Consider the following 24,886-nt stretch of genomic DNA (forward strand, 5'->3'; position numbering starts at 1 on the left):
CGCAGGCATGGGCCTGCTTCACCGCCTGTACGCCCGCGCCGCGCCCGAGGTGTGGGAGACCGAGACGCGCCTCCTGCACGCGCTTCGCCTGGTCCGCCGGCCGGTCGCGGTGCAGTGGATCGCCACGGCGATGTGCGACCTCCGCTGTCCGCACTGCTACTCGGGCGCGGGCAAGCGAGCCGAGGCCGAGCTGACCACCGAGGAGGCGCTCCGCCTGGTGGTCGACGAGCTGGTGGCGCTCGGCAAGCCGACCTTCGTGATCGCCGGCGGCGAGCTGCTGCTGCGCCGCGACATCGCCGAGATCGTCGCGTACGTGCGGGCGCAGGGGCTCGAGTGGGCCATGCACACGCACGGAGGACATGTCCCGAAGTTCAGGGCGCTGTTCGACCGTCACCCGCCGACGCTCGCGGCCATCAGCCTCGACGGCGAGCAGCGCCAGCACGACCTGTTCCGCGGGCGCCAGGGCAGCCACGCGGCGGCGCTGGCGGCCATTCGCACGCTCAAGGAGTGCGGCTGCCCCGAGGTCGTGGCGGGGACGACCGTGACCCGCGAGAACGCCGATCGCCTGGCCGACCTGTTCCCGATCGTGGCGGCGTCGGGCGCCGACTCGTGGGGACTGCACCTGTTCGCGCCCGAGGGCCGCGGAGCCGAGCATGCCGCGCTGTGTCCGACGCCCGAGCAGCTGCGGCGCGTGGCGGCCTTCGCCCGGCGCAAGCGCGGGCTGTTCCACGTCGAGCTGTGCAACGAGTGGGGCAGCGCGGGCGCCGACGATCGCTTCTACCGCGACCAGCCGTTCCTGTGCGGGGCCGGCCGGATCTCCTGCGTCGTCGGGGCCACCGGCGAGGTCCTGCCGTGCACCACCACCGACCTGCGCGAGTCGGAGGGCAACGTGCGCGACCGGCCGCTCCGCGAGATCTGGACCCGCGGCTTCAAGCGCTTCCGCTCAAGCGGCCACCGCGAGTGCTCCGACGGGCACGAGTGCTGGCTGCAGGCCCGCAACGGCAACCCGTGCCGCGAGCAGGCGTTCGGCGCCTGCCGCGAGGAGGCGGTGTGAGGCGCTGGTGGCTCGACCTCGGCTCGTTCGTGGTCGCGCTGGCGCTGGCCGCGGCGGTGGTCGTTCGCTGGCGGAGTGGCCAGGTGGCGCTGCTGTCGAGCACGGCGGCGCCGGCGATCCGGCTGCTCGCGCTGCTGATCGTGTTCGTCCAGGGCTGCGCCGATCGCCTGCGCGGGCGCGAGGAGCCGGACGGGCAGGGGGCGCCGCCGGGGGCAGGGGATTCACATGTCCCTGAGGATATGTCTGAAGGGGCAGGTCCTTCGCAGCAGGGCGATGAGGACATGTCCACCGGGACAGAGCCGGCGGCGAGCCAGGGGCCGGCGCTCGGGCCCGACGTGTTCCCGCTGGCCGACGAGGCCGCGCTCGGCCGGTACGCGCGGCTGGTCGCCGACGACGCGTTCCATCCCGGCCCCGTGAAGCGGTTCGCGCTGGCGCTGGTGCTGGTGCCGGAGGCGACGCCGGTGCAAGATCCGCGGTGGCAGCAGGTCGCGGACGCCCTCGGCGCGCTGGCCGACGCGGCCGGCGGCCCGGAGGCCCAGGCGTTCCGCAGCCGCTGGCAGGCGCACCTCGAGGCGCGCAAGGCGGGCGGCAGCGAGACGGTCGCGGACGTCCAGGCGCTGCTCACGAGCATGGAGGCGCTGCCGCTCTACCACGCGGGGCTCGCGGGGTACGTGTGGCGCCGCGGGGCGCCGCTTGTCGCGGGCGCGCCTGCGCGGGCGGAACTGCTGGCGCGGATCGATCGGCACCTGCGGGCCTGCGAGGCGCTGCTGAAGGCCGAGTCCGAGACCGGGCCGATCGAGTTCACCGCGTGGCGCAGCAAGGCGGCCCCGCCGGTCGGCCACTCGGGGCTGCGCGTGGCGAAGGGCCTGCACGCGGCGGCGAAGGGCCACTACCCGCAGGTCGACGCCGGCACCTGGGCGACGGAGGCGACGCTGGCGCTGACCGCCGTCGATGGCGGCGTGACGCTGCTGCGGGCCGGGCGGGCCGAGCCGTTGCAGCCGGGGCAGCGGTTCGCCCTGCGCCGGCTGGACGTGCTGTCGGCCGCGCGGCCGGCGAAGCTGCGTCATGATGAACTCGGGGACATGTCCCTGGGGGCAGACTCGGCGGTGACCGCGTGGGACGTCGGCTCGCGACTCGCGGCGCCCGGGCGCGAGCTGGTGCGCGCCCGGGTGACCGCGGCCCAGGGCGGCGACGCGCAGGCGCTGAAGCAGCTCGAGGCGCTCCTGCCGGCGGCGCACCTCGAGATCCGCCGCGCCCTGGTCGAGCGGCCGCAGGCGCCCGGGTCGCCGGGGTTGCGCACGCTGCTCGAGCTGTTCGACCTGTGAGGACGAGGTGGCCCTCAGGGAATGTCCAATAGGACATGCAAGAATGGACATGTCTTGCGTGACATGTCCCTTCGTGCAGCGGAACTGCGCGGGTCAACCGGCGTCGACGACCACGCGGATCTCGGCGGCGGCGGCCTCGGCGCGGGCCCGGCACTCGGCGACGTCGTCGCCGTAGGCCAGCACGACGCCCATGCGCCGGTACTTGCGGGTGTCGGGCTTGCTGAACAGGCGGACCTTGGTGCGTGCGTCGGCGAGCGCCTTGCCGACGCCGGTAAAGCGCGGGTTGGTGCCGGGCCGATCGGCCAGGACCACCGCCGAGGCTCCGGGCGCGCGGAGGATGACCTCGCCGATCGGGAGGCCGAGGATCGCGCGCACGTGCAGCTCGAACTCGCTCTGGTCCTGCGTGATCATGGTGACCATGCCGGTGTCGTGCGGGCGCGGGCTGACCTCGCTGAAGATGACGTCGTCGCCGACGATGAACAGCTCGACGCCGAACAGACCGGCGCCGCCGAGCGCCTCGGTGACTGCGGCGGCGATCTCCTGCGCCCGCGCGAGGGCCCTCGGCGCCATCGCGTGCGGCTGCCACGACTCCATGTAGTCGCCGCGCTCCTGCCGGTGGCCGATCGGCGGGCAGAACAGGGTGCCCTCGTGTCGCGTGCGGATCGTGAGCAGGGTGATCTCGTAGTCGAACGGGACGAAGCCCTCGACGATGACGCGGGCCGAGCGGCCGCGGGCGCCTGACAGCGCGTACTCCCACGCGGTCGCGACGTCGGCGGCGGTGCGCACGGTGCTCTGACCCTTGCCCGAGCTCGACATGACGGGCTTGATCACGCACGGCAGACCGAGGCGCTGGACCGCGGCCTCGACCTCCTCGAGGGTGTCGGCGAAGGCGTAGGGGCTGGTCGGCAGGCCGAGCTGCTCGGCGGCGAGGCGACGGATGCCCTCGCGGTCCATGGTCAGCCGGGCCGCGCGCGCGGTCGGGATGACTGTCCAGCCCTCGCTCTCGAGCTCGACGAGGGCGTCGGTGGCGATGGCCTCGATCTCGGGGACGATGTAGTGCGGCTTCTCGCGGGCGACGACGGCCCGCACTGCGTCGCGGTCCTGCATGTCGAACACGTGGCTTCGGTGCGCGACCTGCATCGCCGGCGCGTTGGCGTAGCGATCGCAAGCGATGACCTCGACGCCGAGGCGCATGGCTTCGATCGCGACCTCGCGGCCGAGTTCGCCCGAGCCGAGCAAGAGCAGCCGCGTGGACGAGGGAGACAGAGGAGTGCCGAGCGTGAGATCCATGGCGAGCGCGCGCAGGATAGTGGCGCACTGTCGCGCGCGGCAAGGCGGGCGCCGCGGGCGCGAGGTCACACTTGTCGGCCGGGCCGCGCACCGGCCGATGAGGCGACGATGCGGGGCTCACGCCGGTCGGCCTGCGGTGCTCACGCCGGTCGGCGCGCGGCTGCCGAACGGCCGGCCCTGGAGCACCGACCCGTGGTCGCGGGCAGGCGATCGGCGAAGCGAGGGGCGGAGGCGCCGGTTGGCGGCGAGCGTGGTCCTCAGGCGAGAGTGCTCGCGGGCGAGGAGGTTCGGGGGCGCCGTGCTCTGCGGGCGCGAGTGATTCCCGGGAGAGAGATTCTCGGACGCGAGGAAAGCCGCTGGGCTCTGCGGGCGAGGGTGATTCTCGGACGAGAGTGATTCGCAGCATGGTGAGCTGCGGGCGAGGCTGAATCGTGCGCTGCGATTCGCCGCCGAGAGCGATGGCGCATTCAGTGGTCCGAGGGCACGAAGCGACGGCGCCCGGATCGATCGAGCGCGTCAGGTGGGCGCGCTGCCGTTGAACATCGCGCTCCACTGCGCGGGCCGGAGGATCGCCTGCGAGGCGAGGTACTGGTCGGCCTGGGCGATCAGCGGCGCGCCGGTGGGACCGAGCAGCTCGCCGCGGCGGCGGCGGGCGCAGGCGGCGTGCAATTGCATGTCGGCGGTGTCGAAGCTGGCGGCGGCGGCCTCGAGGCGGAGCAAGGCCTGCGGGATGTCGCCGTTCTGCGTGGCGATGCCGGCCCGGATCAGCGCGGCCATGGCGACCGAGTCGTGGCGCAGGGCCCGATCTTCTTCGAGCTGGGCGGCGTCGCGTTCGGCGGCGGCCAGCAGGACGCCGGCGTTGTGCGGCTGCTCGCGCGCGGCGGCGACGGCGGCGAGGCCCCGCGCGTGGAGGAACAGGTTCCGCTGGCCCTGCCAGCCGAGGATGTACGAGTTCTCGACGGCGACCCAGCTCTCTGCCAGGCGCTGCCAGGCGTTGCCGCCTTGCCCCTGATACAGGTCGCACGAGGTCTCGAGCAGCAGCGCGAGCATGTGCTGGAAGTGGAAGCCGTCCTTCGACCAGCGGCGCATCGCCCCGCGCACGCGGTCGCGGGCGCTGGAGATGTCGTCGGCGCCGAGCAGCGCGTAGGCGCTGTAGAGCGACGACCAGACCTCACCGCACAGGTCGCCGGCGTCCTCGGACTCGCGCAGCCAGGCGTGGGCGCGGTGGCCGAGCTCGGCCAACTCGCCGAGCATGAACAGGCCGCGCATCGTGCTCATGCGGGCGATGTCCAGCTCCCAGCCGATGCCGACGCAGCGGTCGAGCAGGAGCTGGGCGCCCTTCTCGTTGTGCTCGAGCGCGCGGCGCCAGCGGCCGAGGGAGACGTCGGCGATGGCGTCAATGATGTCGCACAGGCCGAGCAGGCGCGGGTCCGACAGCTGCTCGGCCAGCCGGCGCGCCTCCTTGAGCAGGGTGGTGCCGCGGCCGACGGCGTTGGCGGTGCCGCGGCTCATCACCATGGCGCCGACGCCGGCCAGCGAGAGGGCGATCCGCTGCGGCTCACCTGTCTGAAGGGCCAGGAGGAGGCCGCGCTGGAAGAAGCTGTAGCCGCGGATCGGGTCGACGAAGGCGAGGCCCACGGCGGCCGACAGGCACACGTCGAGGCGCAGCAGATCGGCCGGCGGGACCTGGTCCTCGCGCACGCTGACGAAGCCGAGCCCGCGTAGGCTGAGCTGGGTCGAACGTGTGATGATGGACATGTTCGCCCGGCCAGGTGTGGCCGGGTAGCCGAGGTCGACCTCGACCAGCGCGGGGCGCAGCATCTGCACGCCCTGATCGATGTTGCCGCTGATGAGGAACTGCTCGCCGGCGCGGCGGCGCAGCTCGAGCGACTCGGCCGGCGTGGCGCCCTCGGCGGCGCTGGCGTAGACGGGGGCGGCCTCGGCGCTGCGGCCGGCTCGCACCAGCGCGTCGGCGCGGCGGCGCAGCAGGGCGCGGCGCTCGTCGTCGGGCAGGTCCTGCGCCCACGCGAGGGCGCGACCGTACAGCTGAGCGGCGCGGGAGAAGGCGAGGACGTCGCCGGCTCGATCGGCGGCGGCGACGGCGGCGGCGAACGCCTCCTCCAAGGCGCCGGCGGCGTGCAGGTGGTGCGCCAGCAGCTCGGGGTCGTCGGCGGACTGCGCGAGGGCGTCGGCGAGGGTGCGGTGCAGCTGGGCCAGGCGATCGGGGCCGAGCTGCGCGAGCACGGTGTCGCGGATCCGGTCGTGGTAGCACTCGACGGTGTCGCCGCCGCGGGTGGCCAGAGTGCGCAGGAGGTGGTGCGCCTGCAGCTCGCCGAGGACGGTGCGATCGGTGACGCCCGAGGCCGTGAACGCGAGGCTGGCGGGGATCGGCCGCCCGGCGACGGCGACGATCTCGAGCAGGCGCCGACCGGCGGCGCGCAGGCCGGCGAGGCGCGTGCGCACGACTGCGTCGAGCGAGACCTCGGCCGGGGCGGCGCCGCGGTGACCGGCGATGTGACGCGCGAGCTCCTCGACGAACAGCGGGTTGCCGCCCGACTCGGCGGCGATCCGGCGCGCGTCGGCGCGGGCGCTGTCGCTGTCGCGGCCGAGCCGGGCCAGCGCGAGCTCCTCCGCCTGATCCTGCGAGAGCGGCTCGACCAGGAGGTCGCGCACCAGCGCCTTGAGCTCGGGCCGCGCGCCGAGCCGCCGCAGCTCGCGGAGCATCGGCGCGTCGTCCTCGTCGATGCGATACGAGCCGATGAACAACATCGCCGGCGGATCGGGCGGCGACAGCAGCTCGGCCAGAAGGCGCGCGCTGTCTTCGTCGCCCCACTGCAGGTCGGCGATCCGCAGGACCAGCGGGCGGCGATCGGCGATCCGCGCCAGCAGCTCCTTGAGCCCGCGGAAGGCCCGCCGCCGCGCCTCCTGCGGATCGGGGGCGACGAAGTTGCGCTGCGGCAGATCGGCGACCACCGCCGCGCGCGCGAGCACCGGGAACAGCCGCGTGAGCTCGTGGATCTCGCGCGGCAAGAGGGCGGCGGCCTCCTCGTGCGGCAGGTGGCGGAGGTGCTGCGCGAGCGCGTCGAGGACGCTGTCGAAGGCCTTGAAGGGCACGCTCTCGCGCTCGTAGCAGCGGCCCTGGAGGACGAAGGCGCGGTCGCTGCGGCGCAGCTCGGCGATGAAGCGATCGATGAGCGCGGTCTTGCCGATGCCGGAGCGGCCGCGGACGTACACGCACACCGGCGAGCCGGTGAGCGCGAGCTGGAAGGCGTCGCGCATCGCCGACAACAGGTCGTCGCGGCCGACGAAGCGCGCGCCCGAGTCGGTCGGCCCGAGCGGGGCCTCGCCGAGCGCCTCGCGGATGTCGGCCCCGCCGAGCCGCACTGCCGGGTCGCGCTGCAACAGGCCCACGCACAGCTCGGCCAGCACCGGATCGACGTCGGGCACCAGCTGCGGCGGCGGGGTCGGGTCCTCGTGCTGCTTGGCGTGGAGGATGAGGAGCGGCGGGCCGCTGAACGGCAGGCGACCGGTGAGCGCCTCGTAGAGCATGACGCCGACGGCGTACCAGTCGCTCGCGGGCGAGGCGGGGTTGCCCGCGGCCTGCTCCGGCGCCATCGTCGCCGGCGTGCCGAGCAGGCCGTCCTCGCCGCCCTCGGCGACGTCGTCGGCGGCCAGGCCGAAGTCGAGGATGACGACCCGGCCGTCGCCGGTCACCAGCACGTTCGACGACTTGAGGTCGCGGTGCAGCTTGCCGGCGGCGTGCAGGGCGCTGACGCCGGCCGCGAGCTGCAGCAGGGCGGGCCGCAGGCGCTCGGGCGAGGGAGCGACGCCTGGCTTTTCGGACATGCCCTGACGGACATGCTCGACGAAGCTGACGCCGTCGACGAACTCCATGGTGATGAACCACTCGTCGTCGTGCGAGATCAGCTGGTGGAGGCTGACGAGGTTCGGGTGCGACAGGCCGGCGGCGCTGCGGAACTCGTTCTTGAGGCGGAACAGCGCGCCGGGGTCGAGCTGGTGCAGGGTCTTGAGCGCGATGGTGCGGCCGCTGTCGCGGTCGACCGCGGCGTAGACGACGCCCATGCTGCCCGAGCCGACCCGACGCACCAGCTCGTATCGACCGAGCGGGCGCGGTAAGATGTCCTCAGGGACAGGTGGTGTCACCGGCAGCGAGGCGCGGGCCTGGGGCTCGTCGGAATTCAAGGCGGAGTGCGGATTATGCCACGCGCGCGGGCCCGAGGTCGCTGCCCGCGGGCAACGCCCCGGGCGGGACGCCGAGGCCGGGGCCGCAAAGCCGCGGCAGTTCGGGCGCGAGCCGCTCTTGACTCCCCGGCGGCATCGGGTCGTCCCGCGTGAGCATGTGGGCGTCGAGGTCGGCCTCGTCGGCGAGGCGGGCCAGGGCGGCGCCGGCCGCGAGCCCCACGCGGCTCTCGATCATGCAGCCGACCAGCACGCGCAGGCCGCTGTCCCGGGCCGCGGCGATCGTCGCCAGCGCCGGCGAGATCCCGCCGCACTTCATCAGCTTGACGTTGATTCCGGCGATCCGGCCCCGCAGCGCCGCCACGTCGTCAGGCCCCTGCACGTCCTCGTCGGCGTAGATCGGCAACGGCGAGTCGCGCGCGAGCGCCGCGAGGAGATCGGGCCGACCCGCAGGCAGCGGCTGTTCGAGCTGCTCGACCCCGAGATCGACCAACAGCGGAAGTAGAGCGCGCACGTCGTCCGGGGTCCAGCCGCCGTTGGCGTCGACCCGCAGGCGCGCCCGCGGAGCGGCGGCGGCGACCGCTCGCGCCGCCGCGCGGTCGAATTCGCGGCCGCGCCCGAGCTTGATCTTGAGCACCGGCAGGTGCGCGGCCGCGGCCGCGCGAGCCGCCATGGCCGGCAACTCGTCGAGAGCGATCGTGTAAGAGGTGAGGCTCGCCCCCGATGTGGCCGAAAGGACATGGCGATCGAGACCTGCCCGATCGAGCACGTCCGGATCGGCCAGGAGCTCGGCCAGGGGGCGCTCGCGGGCGCGCGCGGCGGCGTCCCACAGGGCGGTGTCGACGGCGCAGCGAGCCGCGGAGTGATCGGGGGCGAGCTCGCGCATGCGCGCGGCGGCGGCTACGATCGCGCGCGGGTCGGCGAGGACTGCGGGCGCGAGCTCGGCCGCGATCGCCATGGCCAGAGGCGCGGCGGCGGCCGCCGACTGACCGAGGTAGCGCACCGGCGAGGCCTCGCCGAGGCCGCGGCGATCGGGGCCCTCCGGCGCCGCGCCGTCCGGGTCGCCCGGGTCGAGGCGCACGAGCAAGCTCGGCAGTTCGCTCACGGTCCCGCGCGACAGGCCGAACGGGTGGCGCAAGCGGAGCGTGACGAGGGCAGTGCGCAGGTCCATGCCGGCCCTCACGGTGTACCACCGCCGAGGCGCCATTGTATCGTGGCGCCCCATGCCCAGTCGCCGCCCCGGAGGCTCGTCCCCCAGCGTCGCGTCCTCACGGCTGTTCGACCGCGAGTCGCCGCTCTCCTATGAGGAACGGCTCGAAGCCCTCATCCGCTCGGCGCTGCCGGACCAGGTGAAGCGGCTGTCGTTCGGCGCCGAGCTGGCCCGCGGAGGGATGGGCGCGGTGAGGCTCGCGTTCGACGAGGTGCTGCAGCGGCGGATGGCCGCCAAGACCATGCACGCGAAGACGTACGATCACCTGATCCTCGTGCACGGGTTCTTGCGCGAGGCCCAGGTGACCGGTCAGCTCGACCACCCCAACATCGTGCCGATCCACGAGCTCGGCCGCGACGAGCAGGGCCAGCTGTACTTCACGATGAAGCTGGTCGAGGGCCAGAGCCTCAAGGCCCTGATCGGCGGCGAGCCGGCGACCGACCACGAGCGCCTGTTCCAGCGCCTCGAGATCTTCGTCAAGGTGTGCGACGCGCTGTCGTTCGCCCATAGCCGCGGGGTGATCCACTGCGACATCAAGGCGGCCAACGTGATGGTCGGCGCCTACGGCCAGGTCTACCTGATGGACTGGGGCGGGGCGCAGCTGCTGCCCCTTCAGCCAGGCGCGGACGAGGCCCAGTGGGTCCACGACGCCCTGCCGCCGCTGCCGCCGTCGGAGACCGACGGGCTGGTGTTCGGCACGCCGTCGTACATGTCGCCCGAGCAGGCCAACAGCCAGCCGCTCGACGAGCGGGCCGACGTGTTCTCGATGGGGGCGCTGCTCTACGAGGCGATGGTCGGGAAGCCGCCGTACCAGGCGCGGACGGCCATGGACGCGCTGATCCTGGCCCGCGAGGCGTGCATCGCCCCGCCCGACAGCCACGTCGCGGTGCCGTTCCCGCGGGAGCTGGTGCGCATCGTGACCCGGGCGCTGCGCCGCGACCCGGACGACCGCTACCCGAGCGTGGCGGCGCTGCAGGCCGACATCGTCCGCCTGCTGCGCGGCAGCGGCAGCTTCCAGACGGTCCGCTTCGCCGCCGGCGATCACGTCATCCGCGAGGGCGAGATCGGCGACGCCGCCTACATCGTCCTGGCCGGCAAGCTCGAGGTCTACAAGCTCGAGGCCGGGCACCACGTGTCGCTGCGCTGGCTCGGGCCGGGCGACGTGTTCGGCGAGACGTCGATCTTCGCCGCCTCGCGCCGGACCGCCAGCGTGCTGGTGGTCGAGGAGGCGACGCTGACCAAGATCACCAGCGATCTCATCGAGGAGGAGCTGACGTCGATGAAGCCGTGGATGGGCGCGTTCGTGCGCACTCTCGCGGCCCGCTTCGCCGGCATCGAGAGCCGCGCGCCGCGGCCGTCCCCCGCGGTCGAGCGCGCGCCCAGCTCGGTCGCGCCGCGCTCCGTCCCGCCGAGCCCGCCGCCGACCGCCTCCGGCGGCGAGAGCGTGATCATCGACATCGACGAGCCGCTCGACGAGAGCCTCGACGGCAGCGACATGCACGCGACCCTGCTGGCCCGCCGCGACTGATCAGGGGCCCCCGTCGGTGCTGGCGGAAGGGACATGCCCTGGGAGGCATGTTCCTTGAGACATGTTGAATTCGACATGTCGATCCGAGCATGTCCCACAGCGAGAGTCGGCCGCGTCCGGAGCGCCGTCTCGCGGTGCCTTTCGGCAGCTCGCCGGCTCACCCTCTCGCGGGCAGGCCGTCGAGCAGCTCCTGCAGCGCGCGGGGCAGGGCGGTGAAGCGGACGACGACCCGGCCGGGTCCGGCGGCGACGACCTTGGCGTAGGCGTCGACGCCGGGCAGGGCGGCGAGCACGAGCTTGAGGTCGGCGCGCAGCGGCAGCGGGGCCGCGACCTGCAGCTCGGCGTTGTGCTGGTCGTCATGGGCGACCAGCAGCGCCGGCACCTCCTGGCCGCCGGTGTCCTTGCCCTCGAGCGCGGTGAACACCAGCGGCTGCGGCTGCGCCAGGATCCGCCGTGTGGCTGTCTCTTCGGCCATCTGGATGGCGAAGGTGCCGTCGACGCCGGTGACGTCGTGGATCGTGATCGGCTCGCGCACCCCCTTGGGCCGGACCTCGAAGCAGCCGCGGGTGTGCAGGCGGTCGCCGAGGGCCCGCGCGGCCGACTCCGAGATCAGCACCTGACCGCCGACGGTGTAGCTCTCGATCCGCGACGTCAGGTTGACGTGGCGGCCGACCACGCCGTACTTGGCGCGCTTGTTGGAGCCGATGTTGCCGACCACGACCTCGCCGGTGTGCACGCCGATGCCCATCTCGAGCGCGGGCAGGCCGTGCTCGGCCAGCTCGGCGTTGACGCGGCCCATGGCTCGCTGCATGGCGATCGCGCAGGCGACCGCGCGCTCGGGGTGGTCGTCCTGCGGCACCGGGGCGCCGAACACCGCGAGGATGGCGTCGCCGATGAACTCGTTGATCGAGCCGCGGTACTCGCCGATCACGTCGGCCATGGCGCCGAGGTAGATGTTGAGGATCGCCACCACCTGCTCGGGGCCCAGGCCCTCGCACAGCGTGGAGAAGCCGCGCAGGTCGGAGATCAGGATCGTCAGCGTGCGTCGCTCGCCGCCGAGCTGGCGGCCCTCGGGCGAGGCGAGCAGGGTGTTGACGACCTCGTCGGTGACGTGACGGCCGAACACCTGGCGGATGAAGGTGTTGCGCAGCTCGAGCTCGACCACGAGCGCCTCGACCTGCTCGATCTTGACGGCCAGCTGCTCCTCGATCTCGTTGGCGTGCTCGAGCGTCGAGTCGTGCAGCAGCACCAGATCGTCGTGCTCGGCCTGCAGCGCGGCGACGGCGGCCACGAATTCGGCGCGCGCGGCCGGGTCGGCCAGGAGCTCGGCCGCGGCCTCGGGGTCGGCGAGCACTTGCCGCCAGCGCGGGTCTTCCGGGAGCATGCGGGCGGCCGGCTCAGTCGACTTGGATCACGATCGTCGGCAGGAACTTCTTGAGGTTGGGCAGCGACTTGCCCTGCCACGGGATGGTCGACGAGCCGTGCACCGTGATCTCGGTGTCGCCCTTCTTCCGCGCCGCGATGGCGAACTTGTACAGCAAGTTGATGCCCGAGCTGTTGAGGAACTGCAGCTCGGTCATGCGCAGGCCGAGCGACGGGCTGGCGAGGAGGACGCGGTCGAGCATGTCCTCGATCGGCTTGTACTCGCTGGTGCTGAGGCGGAGCACGCCCTCGAAGTGGACCGTGCGCGAGGGCGCGTCGAACCACACGCGATAGCCGGGGCCTTTGATGTCGGTGTCCGACCCGGAGGGTCGCGTAGTTGTGTCCGTCATGACGATTTCACCTGTAGCCGGGCGGTGGTCTTGAGGAGCGCGTTGTCAGGATTGCCAGGGGCGGGGTCGAAGCGCCAGCCGAGCCGGGCCTTGTAGTCCGACAGCATGGTGAGAAACCCCAGGCCCGAGGTCGTGAGTTCGGGGTTGGCGGCGTTCTCCTCGACGCGCTGCATCAGGAGCTCCGCGGGATCGCCGTCGAGCAGCTCGGCGAATTTGACCCGCAGGCCGTCGACCGCGGCAGTGGCGATCTGGTTGCTGACGACGACCACGAACTCGCCGGCGTCGACGCCCGCGTCGATGACGACGGTCCCGCCGGCGCAGAACTTGACCGCGTTCTCGATCAGCTCGTTGAGCACGTAGCCGACGCTGCCGACGAAGTCGCGCCGCTCGGCCTCCTCGGTGAGCCCGCCCTCGCCGACGTCGGCGAAGTACTCGGCGAAGAAGTCGGCCGCCACGCTGCATTGGTTCCACTTGACCGGGAACGCCCCGGGGTAGAACACCAGCGTGACGCGCGGTCCAGCGTCGGTGGGCTCTTTGTACTCGCCGATGATGCCGTCCATACTCTCCGTCCGCCTCGGGCGCCTCAGCGCCGCTTGATCACCACCGTCGTGATGTCGTCGAAGACCTTCTGCGCGCCGATGAAGCGCATGACGTCGTCGATGATCGCCTGCTTGATCTCCGTCGCCGGCCGCTCGTGGACGCGGCGCACGACCTCGCACAGGCGGTCGATGCCGTACTGCTCGCCGTGGATGTCCTCCGCCTCGGTTATGCCGTCAGTGTACAGGACGACGACATCGCCCGGCGACAGCCGCAGCTCGGTGCGGGCGATGAACGCGGCGATGTCGACCTCGAGCCCGACCGGCATGCCGAGGTCGACCGTATCGATGCGCTCGATCGAGCCGCCGCTCCGGACCACCACCGCCTCCTCGTGCTGCCCCGTGAGGCGGAGCACCCCCTGCGAGTAGTCGAGCAGGACGAGCGTGGCGGTGCGGTCGAGGCCGACGCGCTGGATGTTCTGGTAGAGGACCTTGTTGACGATGTTGAGGAAGCGCTCCGCGTCGCGCTCCTCGGCGGCCTGGAGCGTGCGCACCGCCGTCTGGATCATCAGCATCAGCACGCCGCTCTCGAGGCCGTGGCCGGTGACGTCGCCGATGCCGATCTTGACGCCGCCGGCGTCGCGCAGGACGTCGTAGTAGTCGCCGCCGACCTCGTCCGCGGGGCGCATGTAGCCGGCGACGTCGAGGCCGTCGAGCTCGGCCAGCTCGCGCTCTTGCGGCAGCACCATCAGCTGCAGCCGGCGGGCGACGTCGAGCTCGGCGCCGAGCCGCACGTTCTCCTGCTTGAGCCGCTCGTTGAGCGCCATGATCTCGCGGGAGGCCCGCTGCAGCTCCGCGGTGCGCTGTTCGACCAGGCTCTCGAGGTTGTGCGTATACGCGCGGATCTCCGCGGCCATCTGGTTGAAGGCGCGGCCGAGCGCCCCGAACTCGTCGTCGCTGCGCACGTCGACGCGGACGTCGTAGTCCTTCTGGGCGATCTTGCCGGCGCCGGCGGCGAGGTCGACGAGGGCGCCGGTCATGCGCCGCGAGACCAGGAAGATCCCGAGCATCACCACCGCGAGCGCCACCAGAGTGATGACGATCTGGCTGGTGAGGATCCCGCGACTGCTGGCGGCGATGGTGTCCTGCGCCTTGAGCAGCGAGGCGTAGATCTCGGCGGCGGGGACGACGAAGCCGAGGGTCCAGCGCTCGGGCACGATGTCGGCCGAGCCCGACCAGGCGTTGAACGGCTCGAGCCGCTTGAGCACGACGACGTAGTCCCGGCCGCCGATCGCGACCGGATCGCGGTAGTCGACCGCGTCGCCGCTCGGCAGCGCGAGCGCGCGGATCGCCGGGTCGCGCGATTGATTCAGGAACTGCTGGAAGATGTCGACGCCGCTGCCCGACGAGCCGCTCACTTGCTGCAGGCCGAGGATGTCCTTGCCGTCGTCGTTGACGGCGAACACGTTGCCGTTCTCCTGGGCGAGGAAGGCGAAGCCCGAGCCGGCGAGCTGCAGATCCTGGACGTAGCGGATCAGCTGACCGAGGGTGACGTCGACGCCGACTGCCCCGGCGAAGCGCGCGCGCGAGGCGTCCCACAGCGGCTGGAACAGGGTCATGATGGCCCCGCTGCCTCCGGCGTCGGTGTACGGCGCGGTGCCGGTGACCTGCGCGGCGGGGTCGCGCGTGCGCGCGGGATCGGCGAGCCAGCGCCGCCAGCCGTCGACGATGCCGGGGAAGTAGAAGCTCCAGAACGGGCTGTTGTTGTGGCCGGGATAGAGCTGATCGGCGTGCCCTGCAGCGTCGGCGTAGGGGGCGATCCGCAGGTACTCGGCACCCTCGGGGCCGATGAAGTACATGGCCTGCTTCTCGGCCCCGTACTGCAGCAGCGCGGGCAGCAGCAGGTCGAGCAGGGCGGTCTGCTCGACGGCGGCGCGGACCTCGGGCTTGATGTCCCGAAGGCCAGGTTTACTCGGGTCGGCCGGCGCGTGCAGGTAGCCCCACACCGCCACCGCCGACGGCTCGTCGGCGGCGGTCTGCGACCAGTCGCCGCGCGGGTTGTAGACGAGGGCGTCGCGCAGCGGCCCGGCGGCGGCGGCGGCGGCCGTCAGCGGCGCGAGCGCGGCCGGCTGATCGATGAGCGCCTGGGTGACTGCCGCGAGCACGCCGAGCTCGGCGCGGGCCCGGCCGCGCAGGAATTCGACGCGCTGCGCGGTGTCCTCGATGTGGTCGGTGAGGTACTCGCGGCTGGCCCGCTCGAGGCCCTTGCGGATCTCCTCCGAGGCGTCGCCGCCGAGCACGCGGATGCCCTGCAGCGAGGCCAGCGCCGCGAGCGTCAGCCCGATCACCAGCCCGACCCCGGCGACGAGGACGAACTTGGTGCGGAACTTGGAGCCCGTGGTGGCCATGCGGTCGAGAGACCCGGTGTCACCGCCCGGGCTTGCGGCCGGAGGCGACGTAGATCGGCCAGGTGGCGAAGCCGCGGCGGCTGCGGATCGCGTACACGTGGTCGCGGAAGCCCATGCGCAGGCGCTCGACGACCTCGGGCGGCTGCTGCGTGGCGGTCGACAGCTCGCCGGTGACGTACTCCTCCCAGCTCTCGATCACCCGCGCGAAGTCGTCGATCGCGGTGTTGTTGTTGGTGATCGGGATCTGTTCCATGCGCACGTCCTCGAGGCCCATGTCGGTGAGCTGCGAGAACATCTTCGGCCCGAAGTTCATGTCCATGCCGAGGCTCTGGGCGATCTTCACGGCCTGCTGGTAGGTCCACGTGACGGACTCGTGGCGCGGGTAGCCATAGTTGTGCGCCGTCATCTCGTTGGTCAGGTAGACCCGGCCGCCGGGTCTACAGATCCGCACCAGCTCCCGCAAGATGCTCGACGGGTCGTTGAAGATCTGCAGCGCCAGGCGCGAGGTGACGAAGTCGAAGCTGTTCGACGGCAAGAACAGGTGGGTCGCGTCGCCGAACTGATACTCGATGTCGGTGATGCCGAACTCGCGGGCGATCTGCTGCGCGTACTGCAAGAACGGCCGCGAGTGGTCGACGCCGACGATGTACTCGGGCTCGAACTCCTTGTAGACGAGCACCGCGAAGTCGCCGATCCCGCAGCAGATGTCGGCGATCCGCATGCGCTTGCCGAGGCCGTGGCGGCGCAGGAGCTCGCGCTCGTGCGACCAGACGATGTTGGTCTGGGTCCGCAGCACGGGGACCAATTGATCGTTCTCGATCACGCCCTGGCCGGGATAGAAGGCCTTGTCGTACTGCTCGACGATGGTGTTGCCGAACTTGGCGCCGAGGAAGCCGAACCGCAGCGGCGCCCACGGGACCACGCTCGAGACGACCAGCTTGAGCTTGAGCGTCGGGTGGCGCTCGGCGCAGGCGGCGATGAAGCGCGCGAGCTCGAGGAAGCCGGTGTGGTTGAGGTAGCGGAGGCGCTTGAAGTTGAGGTAGAGGACGCCGCGCACGGCGTCGGCGGCGTGGTCGAGGTGGGCGCGCACCGGCGCGAAGTCCTGCGGGCCGGCCGGGCGCAGGGCCCCCTCGAGCGCGACCTCCTGGTCGTTCTCGCTGAAGCGGATCGAAAACGGTTGCTCGTTCTCCATACCCAGCTCGGCTCACTCGTGCGGGACAGTAAGGACGATGACGCCGGTGCCGCTGCCCTCGCGCAGCGCGAGCCCGACGCCGTGCAGGGCGACCAGCTCGAGCAGCCCGACCTCGGCCGGCGGCCGCAAGATCATCGACTCGAACTCGGCCTCGTAGCGGGCGCGCGCGTCGGCCGGCGCCGCTCGTCCGAGGTCGTCGCGCAGCCGCTGCGCCAGGGCCTCGTCGGTCGGGATGGTCAGCTCGGCGATCACGTGCTCGTCGGTGCGCCCGACCTCGACCACGATCTCGCCCTCGCTCGGCCGCGCCCGGAACACGTACTCGAGCACCTCGTTGAGATAGGTCGAGAGGCGCGTGGTCAGCTGCTCGGGATCGAAGCGATCGGAGGCGACGAAGCGCGCGATGTAATCGGCCAGCCGCTGGCAATGGGTCCAGCTGTCGTAGAGGCCGCGGACGCTGATCCGCAGGGTGAGGATCGGGCTCGAAGCGGGAGGTGAGGGGGGCGCGGGTTCGGAGGTCATGCCGGGGCGAGGGCGTGAGAGGGTCCGCAGGCGCACGCGCCCGGATCCGGGCACGGATCGGCGCCTCGAGCCACGGTATCACGAAGCCGTCGCGACCGGCCGCGAGCCGCGGACGCGTGGCCGGCCCGCCGGGCTGGCCGAGGTTCGGGTCCGCGCGCGGACGTGCGCCGGCGCAGACCGCCCGCACGGGCGCGAAAAAAGCTCGCGGGCCTCGGGAACAAGCCCCAAGAGCCCGTGTCCGAGCCGCCACACGACCGGGGCAAGGGACGATGACCACGACCAAGACGCTCGCCATCAAAGTGTTTTACGGCGATCAGCTCGTCGATACGCAGACGCTGACGCAAGACGTTATCAAGATTGGAAAACTGAAGAGTAGCCACATCTGTCTGGATGACGAGGCCGTGGCCCGCATGCACGCCGTGATCGAGGTGTCCGGCGAAGAGGTGCGGGTGATCGATCTCGGGAGCGCGGCGGGGACCGTGCTCAACGGCCAGCGGATCGACAAGAACGCGGTGCTGCACGACGGCGACGCCCTGAACTTCGGGCCGTACCGGCTCGAGGTCGGCTTCGCGAAGCAGCAGGTCGCGGCCGCGCCGGCGCCGGCGCAGGTGGCCGCGCCCGTGGCCGTGGCGGCGGCTGCGGTGACGGCGGCGCCGCTCGCTGCGGCGCCGATGGCGACGCGGGCGCCGATCCAGATCGACCTGAGCGAGGTCGAAGTTCAGAGCGGCTCGCGGGTGGCCGAGGTCGTGGCGATGTACGGCTCGACGGTGCTCGACGTGCAGCACGTCGGCCAGCTGAAGAACCGCAAGTCGCAGGCGCCGATCTTCCTCGCCATCGGCGGGGCGATGCTGGTCGCCGGCGCGGCGGTGTTCTTCAGCGACGTGAACCAGGACTGGCCCGGCTACGGCAAGAAGGTCCAGGAGTCGATCGAGCAGGGCACGCCGCGGCCGACCCCGCCCGGAAACGGTCTGGCGGCGATCGGCATGCTGCTGGCGATCGCGGGCCTCGTGCCGTTCAGCATGGGCCTCATCCGCACCGGCGACTACGTCAACAAGAACTTCACGATCGGCGAGGGCCACGGCGCGTCGTTCCACGTGCCGCCCACCGGCCTGCCCGAGCCCAACGGCTTCCCGCTGGTCCGCGGCAGCGACCACGAGTTCGCGCTGAACTTCACGCAGAACATGAGCGGCGAGGTCACCTTCGACGGCCAGACGATCACGCTGCAGCAGCTGGTCGCCACCGGCCGCGCGGGCTCGCAGGGCTCGTCGTTCAGCTTCCCGCTGCCGCCCGGAGCGACGGCGCGGGTCAAGTACCAGGACGTCACCTTCTACGTGAACTCGGTCGCGCCGGGCGCGGTGATCAAGGGCGGCAGCGAGACCGACAAGCCGTTCTGGATGTACAACGGCGCGTCGTTCGTGGTCATCGGCAGCCTGCTGGTGCTCACGCACCTGATCCCCAACGAGGCCGGCAACCTCAGCCTCGACGAGATGATGGAAGAGAACCGCTTCGTCGGTTACCTCAACCAGCCCGACAAGCCGCCGGAGGAGGAGGAGCCGCCGCCGGAGGACATGGAGAACTCCGACGACGAGGCCGGCGGCACCGGTCAGCGCCACAAGGGCGAGGAGGGCAAGATGGGCAAGCCCACCTCGAAGAGCAAGTCGGGCCTCTACGCCATGAAGGGCCCGAAGGACGCCATCCCGCAGATGGCCCGTAACTTCGACCCCGACATGGCCGCGCGCCAGGCCGGCATCCTCGGGGTGATGAGCGCCGAGAGCGGTCACTTCCTCGCCTCGCCGTACGGCGGCGCGTTCGCGGTCGGCAACGACGACGCGGACGTGTGGGGCGGCCTCACCGGCACGGAGATCGGCGAGGCGTACGGCGTCGGCGGCCTCGGCCTGGTCGGCACCGGCCGCGGCGGCGGTGGTACCGGCGAGGGCACGATCGGCCTCGGCAACACGGGCCTCATCGGCAAGGGCGGCGGCGGCGGCACGGGCTCCGGCTACGGCCGTGGCGCAGGCGCCGGCTTCGGTGGCCGCGGCACCCGCGTCCCCACCGTTCGCCAGGCCAAGGCCGAGGTCCAGGGCGCGCTCGACAAGGACATCATCCGCCGCATCGTCCGCGCGCACATCAACGAGGTCCGCTACTGCTACAACCAGGCGCTCGCCCGCGATCCGAACGCCAAGGGCCGCGTCGCCGTCCAGTTCACCATCGGCGGCACCGGCAAGGTGCCCACCGCGGTCGTCCAGGAGAGCACGATGAAGGACCCGGCAGTGGGCTCCTGCATCGCCCAGGCGGTCAAGCGCTGGACCTTCCCCAAGCCCGAAGGCGGCGGCTCGGTCATCGTCTCGTACCCGTTCGTCCTCGAGCCGGGTTGATCGGCGGGCTGTCCCGAGGGACAGCCAGTGGCAAAAGCCAGGAGGCCCGGTGCACGCCGGGCCTTCGGCGTTTAAGGAGCGCAGGCGGGCGAGGGGAGGGCCTTCCCAAGAAGGCGGTCGGTCCTCGTCTCGTACCCGTTCGTCCTCGAGTCGGGTGAATCGAATGTCTGTCCAAAAGGACAGCCAATCTCAAAGGCCAGGAGGACCGGCGTACGTCGGCCGTCGGCGTTTAAGGGCCGCCCATGCGGTGGAGAGCAGGACCTTCCCAAAGAAGGCGGTCGGTCCTCGTCTCGTACCCGTTCGTCCTCGCGTCGGGTGAATCGAATGTCTGCCCAAAAGGATAGCCAGTCTCAAAAGCCAGGAGGGCCGGCGTATGCCGGCCGTCGGCGTTCGAGGGCCGCCCATGCGGTGGAGAGCAGGACCTTCCCAAAGCCTGAAGGCGGTCGGTCCTCGTCTCGTCCTCGAGTCGGGTGAATCGTCAATATGTCCCAGGGGACAGGCAGCCTCAAGAGGAGGCCAGGCGCACGCCGGGCTTCCGGCGTTGCATCGCCCAAGCGGTCGAGGACCACGAACGGCGGTGGCTCGGTCTCGTATCCGTTCGCCCTCGCGTCGGGTTGATAGGAGGCTGTCCCGAGGGACAGCCAGTCTCAAGAGCCGGGAGGCTCGGCCCACGCCGGCCTTCGCGGCGGCGTCCGCAGAGCGGTACGCGAGAGGGCTGCGAGGCGCAGGTCGGCGCGGCTCTCGACCCGGAGGGCATGGGAGAACTCGGTCGCCGACGCAGAGCGGCGCCGAGTCAGGCCGCTCCGCGCAGGCCGACGGCGCCGACTCCGACCCGGAAGCTCCCGGAGAACTCGCTCGGTCCGCAGCGGGAGCATCTGTCGCGAGAGACATGTCCAAATAGTCGGTTGTGTTCGAAGGCGCAATCTCGCGCACAGGTCCCGCCGCGGGTACGACCTCGCGCTTGCATCCGCCGACGCGTCGATCACGGACGACATGTCCCAAAGGACATGTTCTTCCGCGAACGGCCCTGCACGCCCTCTCGGTCCCCGCCGCGGCCCGCGCCAGGAACTTCTGCGCCGCGCCGAACTGCGCTATCTGTCGCCCATGCAGGCCCCTGACCCCTGGGGCGAGCGGCTGCCTCGCAAGCTCGGCCTCGTCAGCACCGTCGCGGTGCTGGTCGGGTCGACGATCGGCAGCGGCATCTTCCGCACCCCGGCGGTGATCGCCGGCCACATCGACGAGCTCGCGCTGTTCGTGGGCGCGTGGGTGGCCGGCGGCGTGGTCGCGCTCGCCGGGGCGCTCACGGTCGCCGAGCTGGCCATCCTTTATCCCCGCAGCGGCGGCATCTACGTCTACGTGCGCGAGGCGTTCGGCAGGCTGCCGGCGTTCCTGTTCGGCTGGGCCGAGCTGCTGATCCTGCGGCCCGCCGCCTACGGCGCGATCGCGGTGACCTCGGCCGAGTACCTGCTGCGCACCTTCGGGGCCGAGGGTGGGGTGCCGCTGGTGGGACCGCTGTCGCGGGCGCAGGCGGTCGCGGTGGTGATGATCGCCACCGTGGCCGCGATCAACCGCCGGGGCATCGAGTTCGGCGCGATCGTGCAGAACGTCAGCACCGCGCTGAAGGTCGCGGCGCTGCTCGGCCTGGTCGCGCTCGGCCTGTTGCTGTCGCCGACTACTCCGGCCGCAGTGCCGGCGGTCACGGCGCCGCCAGAGACCGCCGGCGCCTTCGTCCTGGCGATGGTGGCGATCCTCTGGGCCTACGACGGCTGGTGTGACGTCGGCTTCGTCAGCGGCGAGGTCCGGGATCCGCAACGCGCGCTCCCGCGGGTGTTCATCCTCGGGACCGCCGCGGTGGTGGCGCTCTACCTGGCGGCCAACCTCGTGTACCTGCGCGTCATCCCGCTCGAGCGGATGGCGGGAGCGCCGCTGGTGGCCGCCGAGGTCGCCGCGGCGCTGATCGGCCCGCTCGGGACCACTCTGGTCGCCGCGGCCGTCATGGTCAGCACCTTCGGCACCCTCAACGGGTCGATGATGACCGGCCCGCGGGTGTTCTACGCGATGGCCGAGGACCGGCTGTTCTTCCGCCGGCTGGCCCGGGTCCACCCGCGCCACGGCACGCCCTCGGCCAGCATCGTCCTCAGCGCCGGGCTGGGGATCGTGTTCGTCTCGGTGCGCAGCTTCGCCGAGCTCGCCGAGCACTTCGTGATCGGGATCTGGCCGTTCTACGCGCTCAGCGTCGCCGCAGTGTTCGTCCTGCGCAAGACCCGCCCGGACCTGCCGCGGCCGTACAAGACGTTCGGCTATCCGCTGGTGCCGCTGCTGTTCCTGGCCGCGTCGGTGTTCCTGCTGGCCAACTACGCAGTATCGCAGCCGTGGGTGTTCGTCGCCGACTGCGCATTGGTGCTGTCCGGGGTCCCAGTCTACTGGCTCTGGTCGCGCCGCGCGCCGGGCCGCGAAGACGGCGGCGAAGATACCGCCGCGAGCCGCTAGGCGAGATCTCCTCTGCGGTCAGACCTGTGAGCCAGGTTTGTTGATCATGCATTGCGGTCAGGTGCGCTGTTATCAATAGAGTCAGAATATGTAATTTGATCTACAATTTTCTTGTCGGCGCCGCGGACGCCGATCTTTTGATCGTCGTAGGGGCCGTCAAAACCTGCCTGGAGCGCGAAAAATTTGTAATTTGGCTTTCGTGTTCGTCGGCGTGAAGTGCGTCCGTGCGGCGCCTCTGTGCTCGCAGTCTCACCGCAGAAAGACGTGATCCAGGGGCGCGTGTTTGGTTGCGCTGCGCAGCGCGCGACGATTATGGTGGTGCGGTCTCAGGTGAGCTGACCTGAGGCTGCCTCTCCGGCAATGTCCTTTTCACCATGGTCGTTCGGCCAGGGTCTTTAGATCCTGTCCGATGGCCCAAGGGGGTCTCATGTCCGCGCATCGCGTCATCGTCTCTACCGTCACCGCCTGTCTGCTGTCCGCCTGCTACGAGGGAGGCGGCGCCGCCGAGCCCGAGTCTCGCACCGTCACCGCCGAAGACCTGGCGGCGCTCGGCCCAGGCGAGGTCCTCGAGCTCGACCTGTCCGAAGGGTCAGTGCGCTTCGCGTTGACCGACGGCCCGATCGATTTCAGCCGCGTGTCGGTGCGCCGCGGCGAGGAGCGCCCGGCGCTCGTGCAAGACCTGCTGGTCCGCAACGGCGCCCGCTGGGGCGTCCAGACCGCCGGGGCGACCGCCGACTTCGCGTTCGAGCTCGACCTCGACATGATCGAGGCCGCGACCTCGGCGGGGCCGACGGCGACCTTCGTGTGGTCGCAGAGCCAGGCCCTCGGCCGCATGCCGCGGGTCGACCGGGTCGAGGCCGACGAGGCCGGCGTGCCGCGCTTCATCGCCGGCGACCTCGGGACCCTGACCTGGGCCGGCAACGTGCGGGAGAGCGCCCGCGGCTGGCTGGCCGACATGGCCCCGGCGTTCCGCCTCGGCGACGAGGCCGACCTCGAGGCGGTCCGCCACACCACCGATTCGCTCGGCAAGGTGCACGTCCGCTTCCAGCAGTACCTGCACGACCTGCCGGTGGTCGGCGGCGAGCTGACGGTCCACGCCGACGCGGCCAGCGGGCAGGTGCAGGCCGTCACCGGTCGCGTCGTCCCCGCGGAGTCGCTGCCGCTGGAGCCGACGATCGACCCCGAGGCGGCGGTCGCGGCCGTGGCCGCCGGCCTGGCCGAGGAGTGGAGCAGCACCGAGGCGCCCGAGCTCGTCTACGTGCTCGCGGAGACCGGCCCGCGGCTGGCCTGGCAGGCGGTCGTCGAGTACGCCGACGAGGAGGGGCCGCAGCGCGACATCGTGTTCGCCGACGCGCGCAGCGGCGAGCCGGTGGCCCGCCACCCGCAGATCCATCGCGCCAAGACCCGCAAGGTCTACGACGCCAAGAAGGGCACCAAGCTGCCGGGCAGCCTGGTCGTCAGCGAGGGCGGCGACACCGAGGACCCGGTGGCCAAGGCCGCCTACGAGCTCGCGGGCGTGACCTACGACTTCTATATGGCCAGCTTCGGCCGCGACAGCTTCAACGGCTCCGGCGCGACCATCCACTCGAGCGTCCACTTCTCGAAGAACTACGTCAACGCGTTCTGGAACGGCCAGCAGATGGTCTACGGCGACGGCGACGGCTACTACGCCAGCCCGTTCGCCAAGGACATGGACGTGGTCGTGCACGAGCTGACCCACGCGGTCACGCAGTACGAGGCCAGCCTCGTCTATCAGAACCAGTCGGGCGCGCTCAACGAGGCGATGTCGGACATCATGGCCGCGGCCGCCGACGCCTACAAGAACGGCGTCTCGAACAAGACCTGGCTGCTCGCGGAGACCTGCTGGACCCCGGGTGTGGCCAATGACGCGATGCGCTACATGTCGAATCCGACCCAGGACGGGCAGTCGTACGATTATTACCCCGAGCGCTACACCGGGCAGCAGGACAACGGGGGCGTCCACATCAATTCGGGCATCGCCAACCTGGCGTTCTACCTGCTGTCGCAGGGGGGCAAGCACCCGCGCAACAAGACGAACATCGAGGTGCCGGCGCTCGGCATCGACAAGGCGGCGCAGATCTTCTACCGCGCGCTGACGAACTACCTCAACTCCAACGCGACGTTCCAGGACGCCCGCAACGCGACGGCTCAGGCGGCCACCGAGCTTTACGGCGCCGACGCGGCCACGGCGGCCCACGCGGCCTGGTCGGCGGTCGGCGTGCCGGGTGCCCCCAATGGCGGCGGCGGTGGCGACGGCGGGAACGGGGGCGGCGGCGAGTCCTGCTCGGGGACGCCCTTCACCGGCAGCCTGGATGATACCGGCGCCGAGGAGTTCCAGCCGAACGGCTCGTACTACTCCGCGAAGGGCAGCGGGACGCACACCGGCTGTCTCGTCGGCCCGGACGGCGCCGACTTCGACCTCTACCTCTACAAGTGGAACGGCTCGAAGTGGGCCAAGGTCGCCAAGTCGGAGGGCCCGACCAACAGCGAGTCGGTCAGCTATCAAGGCACCGCCGGCCACTACACGTGGCAGGTCGTGTCGGCCAAGGGCGCGGGCGATTACACCCTGACGCTGAAGGCCCCCTGAGCGAGCCCGCCCGGCGGTCCGCGCCCTGCGGACCGCCGCGGGCTGTCCTGGAGGACAGCGCCGCCTTCGCACGATCGAGCCGACCGGAACCGCGAGTCACGATGTAGGCGCAACTGTTGCGAGGGCAAAAAAAGCGGGCACGGTCCTCATCCGTGCCCGCTCACGCCTCAACAACACACACCTCGAATTCGACCGGGCCTCCTCTCACCGCGGTGACCTTCGGCCATGCAGGGCCGAAGACTGCCGGCTTATCAAGACCGAGATGCTCGGGCTTGAATCGCGGCCGGCAGCCGTGCACCGCGGTGCAGAGAGGAGGACCGACCGACGCTTCCATTCTTGTCCGTGTCGCCGGTGCTTGTCAAACCGAAAAAGCGAGCAC

The 24,886-nt window shown here is 71.4% G+C and carries 15 protein-coding genes; 6 read left to right on the forward strand and 9 right to left on the reverse strand.

Annotated features, from left to right (window positions below; translation table 11 throughout):
* The first annotated feature begins 7 nt into the window (after positions 1–7).
* Both O0S08_RS19265 and O0S08_RS19270 read left to right on the forward strand, forming a co-directional pair.
* Positions 8–1,054: a radical SAM protein gene (locus O0S08_RS19265; RefSeq protein WP_269040654.1), complete on the forward strand. Its 1,047-nt coding sequence runs from the start codon at positions 8–10 to the stop codon at positions 1,052–1,054.
* Positions 1,051–2,379, forward strand: a complete 1,329-nt coding sequence (locus O0S08_RS19270; RefSeq protein ID WP_269040655.1) for a hypothetical protein — start codon at positions 1,051–1,053, stop codon at positions 2,377–2,379. Before O0S08_RS19265 ends, O0S08_RS19270 begins: the two co-directional genes overlap by 4 nt.
* A 93-nt stretch (positions 2,380–2,472) precedes the next feature.
* On the opposite strand, the gene purT is transcribed toward O0S08_RS19270, so the two are convergent.
* The 3 genes from purT to O0S08_RS19285 form a co-directional block, all read right to left on the reverse strand.
* Positions 2,473–3,669, reverse strand: coding sequence for a formate-dependent phosphoribosylglycinamide formyltransferase (gene purT, locus O0S08_RS19275; RefSeq protein ID WP_269040656.1), 1,197 nt, complete (start codon positions 3,667–3,669; stop codon positions 2,473–2,475).
* 516 nt (positions 3,670–4,185) lie between these two features.
* Positions 4,186–7,872 (reverse strand): serine/threonine-protein kinase, encoded by a 3,687-nt coding sequence (locus O0S08_RS19280; RefSeq protein WP_269040657.1) that lies wholly within the window; start codon positions 7,870–7,872, stop codon positions 4,186–4,188.
* A gap of 13 nt (positions 7,873–7,885) precedes the next feature.
* Positions 7,886–9,040 carry an enolase C-terminal domain-like protein gene (locus O0S08_RS19285; RefSeq protein WP_269040658.1) on the reverse strand — a complete coding sequence of 385 codons (1,155 nt, stop codon included), beginning with the start codon at positions 9,038–9,040 and terminating at the stop codon, positions 7,886–7,888.
* Positions 9,041–9,092: 52 nt separating this feature from the next.
* On the opposite strand from O0S08_RS19285, the gene O0S08_RS19290 reads away from it, so the two are divergent.
* Positions 9,093–10,607, forward strand: coding sequence for a protein kinase domain-containing protein (locus O0S08_RS19290; RefSeq protein ID WP_269040659.1), 1,515 nt, complete (start codon positions 9,093–9,095; stop codon positions 10,605–10,607).
* A gap of 157 nt (positions 10,608–10,764) precedes the next feature.
* Here O0S08_RS19290 and O0S08_RS19295 read toward each other — a convergent pair whose 3' ends face one another.
* From O0S08_RS19295 to O0S08_RS19320, 6 genes are read right to left on the reverse strand one after another with little or no spacing between them, the layout of a single operon-like run.
* A complete protein-coding gene (locus O0S08_RS19295) occupies positions 10,765–11,991 on the reverse strand; it encodes an adenylate/guanylate cyclase domain-containing protein (protein WP_269040660.1) in 1,227 nt (408 codons plus the stop codon).
* 13 nt (positions 11,992–12,004) lie between these two features.
* Positions 12,005–12,379 (reverse strand): slr1659 superfamily regulator, encoded by a 375-nt coding sequence (locus O0S08_RS19300; RefSeq protein ID WP_269040661.1) that lies wholly within the window; start codon positions 12,377–12,379, stop codon positions 12,005–12,007.
* Positions 12,376–12,939, reverse strand: a complete 564-nt coding sequence (locus tag O0S08_RS19305) for a slr1658 superfamily regulator (RefSeq protein WP_269040662.1) — start codon at positions 12,937–12,939, stop codon at positions 12,376–12,378. The genes O0S08_RS19300 and O0S08_RS19305 overlap by 4 nt, the downstream gene beginning before the upstream one ends.
* Positions 12,940–12,962: 23 nt before the next feature.
* Positions 12,963–15,323: a SpoIIE family protein phosphatase gene (locus O0S08_RS19310; RefSeq protein ID WP_269040663.1), complete on the reverse strand. Its 2,361-nt coding sequence runs from the start codon at positions 15,321–15,323 to the stop codon at positions 12,963–12,965.
* Between the two features lie 19 nt (positions 15,324–15,342).
* Complete coding sequence (locus O0S08_RS19315) at positions 15,343–16,515, reverse strand: methyltransferase domain-containing protein (RefSeq protein WP_269040664.1); 1,173 nt, start codon at positions 16,513–16,515, stop codon at positions 15,343–15,345.
* Positions 16,516–16,527: 12 nt separating this feature from the next.
* Positions 16,528–17,034 carry a hypothetical protein gene (locus O0S08_RS19320; RefSeq protein WP_269040665.1) on the reverse strand — a complete coding sequence of 169 codons (507 nt, stop codon included), beginning with the start codon at positions 17,032–17,034 and terminating at the stop codon, positions 16,528–16,530.
* Between the two features lie 269 nt (positions 17,035–17,303).
* On the opposite strand from O0S08_RS19320, the gene O0S08_RS19325 reads away from it, so the two are divergent.
* The 3 genes from O0S08_RS19325 (at position 17,304) to O0S08_RS19335 (ending at position 24,507) form a co-directional block, all read left to right on the forward strand.
* Positions 17,304–19,409 (forward strand): AgmX/PglI C-terminal domain-containing protein, encoded by a 2,106-nt coding sequence (locus O0S08_RS19325; protein WP_269040666.1) that lies wholly within the window; start codon positions 17,304–17,306, stop codon positions 19,407–19,409.
* Between the two features lie 1,104 nt (positions 19,410–20,513).
* Positions 20,514–21,899, forward strand: coding sequence for an APC family permease (locus O0S08_RS19330; protein ID WP_269040667.1), 1,386 nt, complete (start codon positions 20,514–20,516; stop codon positions 21,897–21,899).
* 427 nt (positions 21,900–22,326) lie between these two features.
* Positions 22,327–24,507 carry a M4 family metallopeptidase gene (locus tag O0S08_RS19335; RefSeq protein WP_269040668.1) on the forward strand — a complete coding sequence of 727 codons (2,181 nt, stop codon included), beginning with the start codon at positions 22,327–22,329 and terminating at the stop codon, positions 24,505–24,507.
* Positions 24,508–24,886: the final 379 nt, after the last annotated feature.

It is taken from the genome of Nannocystis punicea, from assembly GCF_026965555.1.
GTDB classification, from domain to species: Bacteria; Myxococcota_A; Polyangia; order Nannocystales; family Nannocystaceae; genus Nannocystis; species Nannocystis punicea.

What these genes read in the sequence shown, in the direction of transcription:
- O0S08_RS19295 (WP_269040660.1), bottom strand. Translation starts at nt 11,991, where the DNA reads ATGCTCCCGGAAGACCCGCGCTGGCGGCAAGTGCTCGCCGACCCCGAG.
- O0S08_RS19300 (WP_269040661.1), bottom strand. Translation starts at nt 12,379, where the DNA reads ATGACGGACACAACTACGCGACCCTCCGGGTCGGACACCGACATCAAA.
- O0S08_RS19285 (WP_269040658.1), bottom strand. Translation starts at nt 9,040, where the DNA reads ATGGACCTGCGCACTGCCCTCGTCACGCTCCGCTTGCGCCACCCGTTC.
- O0S08_RS19315 (WP_269040664.1), bottom strand. Translation starts at nt 16,515, where the DNA reads ATGGAGAACGAGCAACCGTTTTCGATCCGCTTCAGCGAGAACGACCAG.
- purT (WP_269040656.1), bottom strand. Translation starts at nt 3,669, where the DNA reads ATGGATCTCACGCTCGGCACTCCTCTGTCTCCCTCGTCCACGCGGCTG.
- O0S08_RS19310 (WP_269040663.1), bottom strand. Translation starts at nt 15,323, where the DNA reads ATGGCCACCACGGGCTCCAAGTTCCGCACCAAGTTCGTCCTCGTCGCC.
- O0S08_RS19335 (WP_269040668.1), top strand. Translation starts at nt 22,327, where the DNA reads ATGTCCGCGCATCGCGTCATCGTCTCTACCGTCACCGCCTGTCTGCTG.
- O0S08_RS19265 (WP_269040654.1), top strand. Translation starts at nt 8, where the DNA reads ATGGGCCTGCTTCACCGCCTGTACGCCCGCGCCGCGCCCGAGGTGTGG.
- O0S08_RS19330 (WP_269040667.1), top strand. Translation starts at nt 20,514, where the DNA reads ATGCAGGCCCCTGACCCCTGGGGCGAGCGGCTGCCTCGCAAGCTCGGC.
- O0S08_RS19325 (WP_269040666.1), top strand. Translation starts at nt 17,304, where the DNA reads ATGACCACGACCAAGACGCTCGCCATCAAAGTGTTTTACGGCGATCAG.
- O0S08_RS19305 (WP_269040662.1), bottom strand. Translation starts at nt 12,939, where the DNA reads ATGGACGGCATCATCGGCGAGTACAAAGAGCCCACCGACGCTGGACCG.
- O0S08_RS19290 (WP_269040659.1), top strand. Translation starts at nt 9,093, where the DNA reads ATGCCCAGTCGCCGCCCCGGAGGCTCGTCCCCCAGCGTCGCGTCCTCA.
- O0S08_RS19320 (WP_269040665.1), bottom strand. Translation starts at nt 17,034, where the DNA reads ATGACCTCCGAACCCGCGCCCCCCTCACCTCCCGCTTCGAGCCCGATC.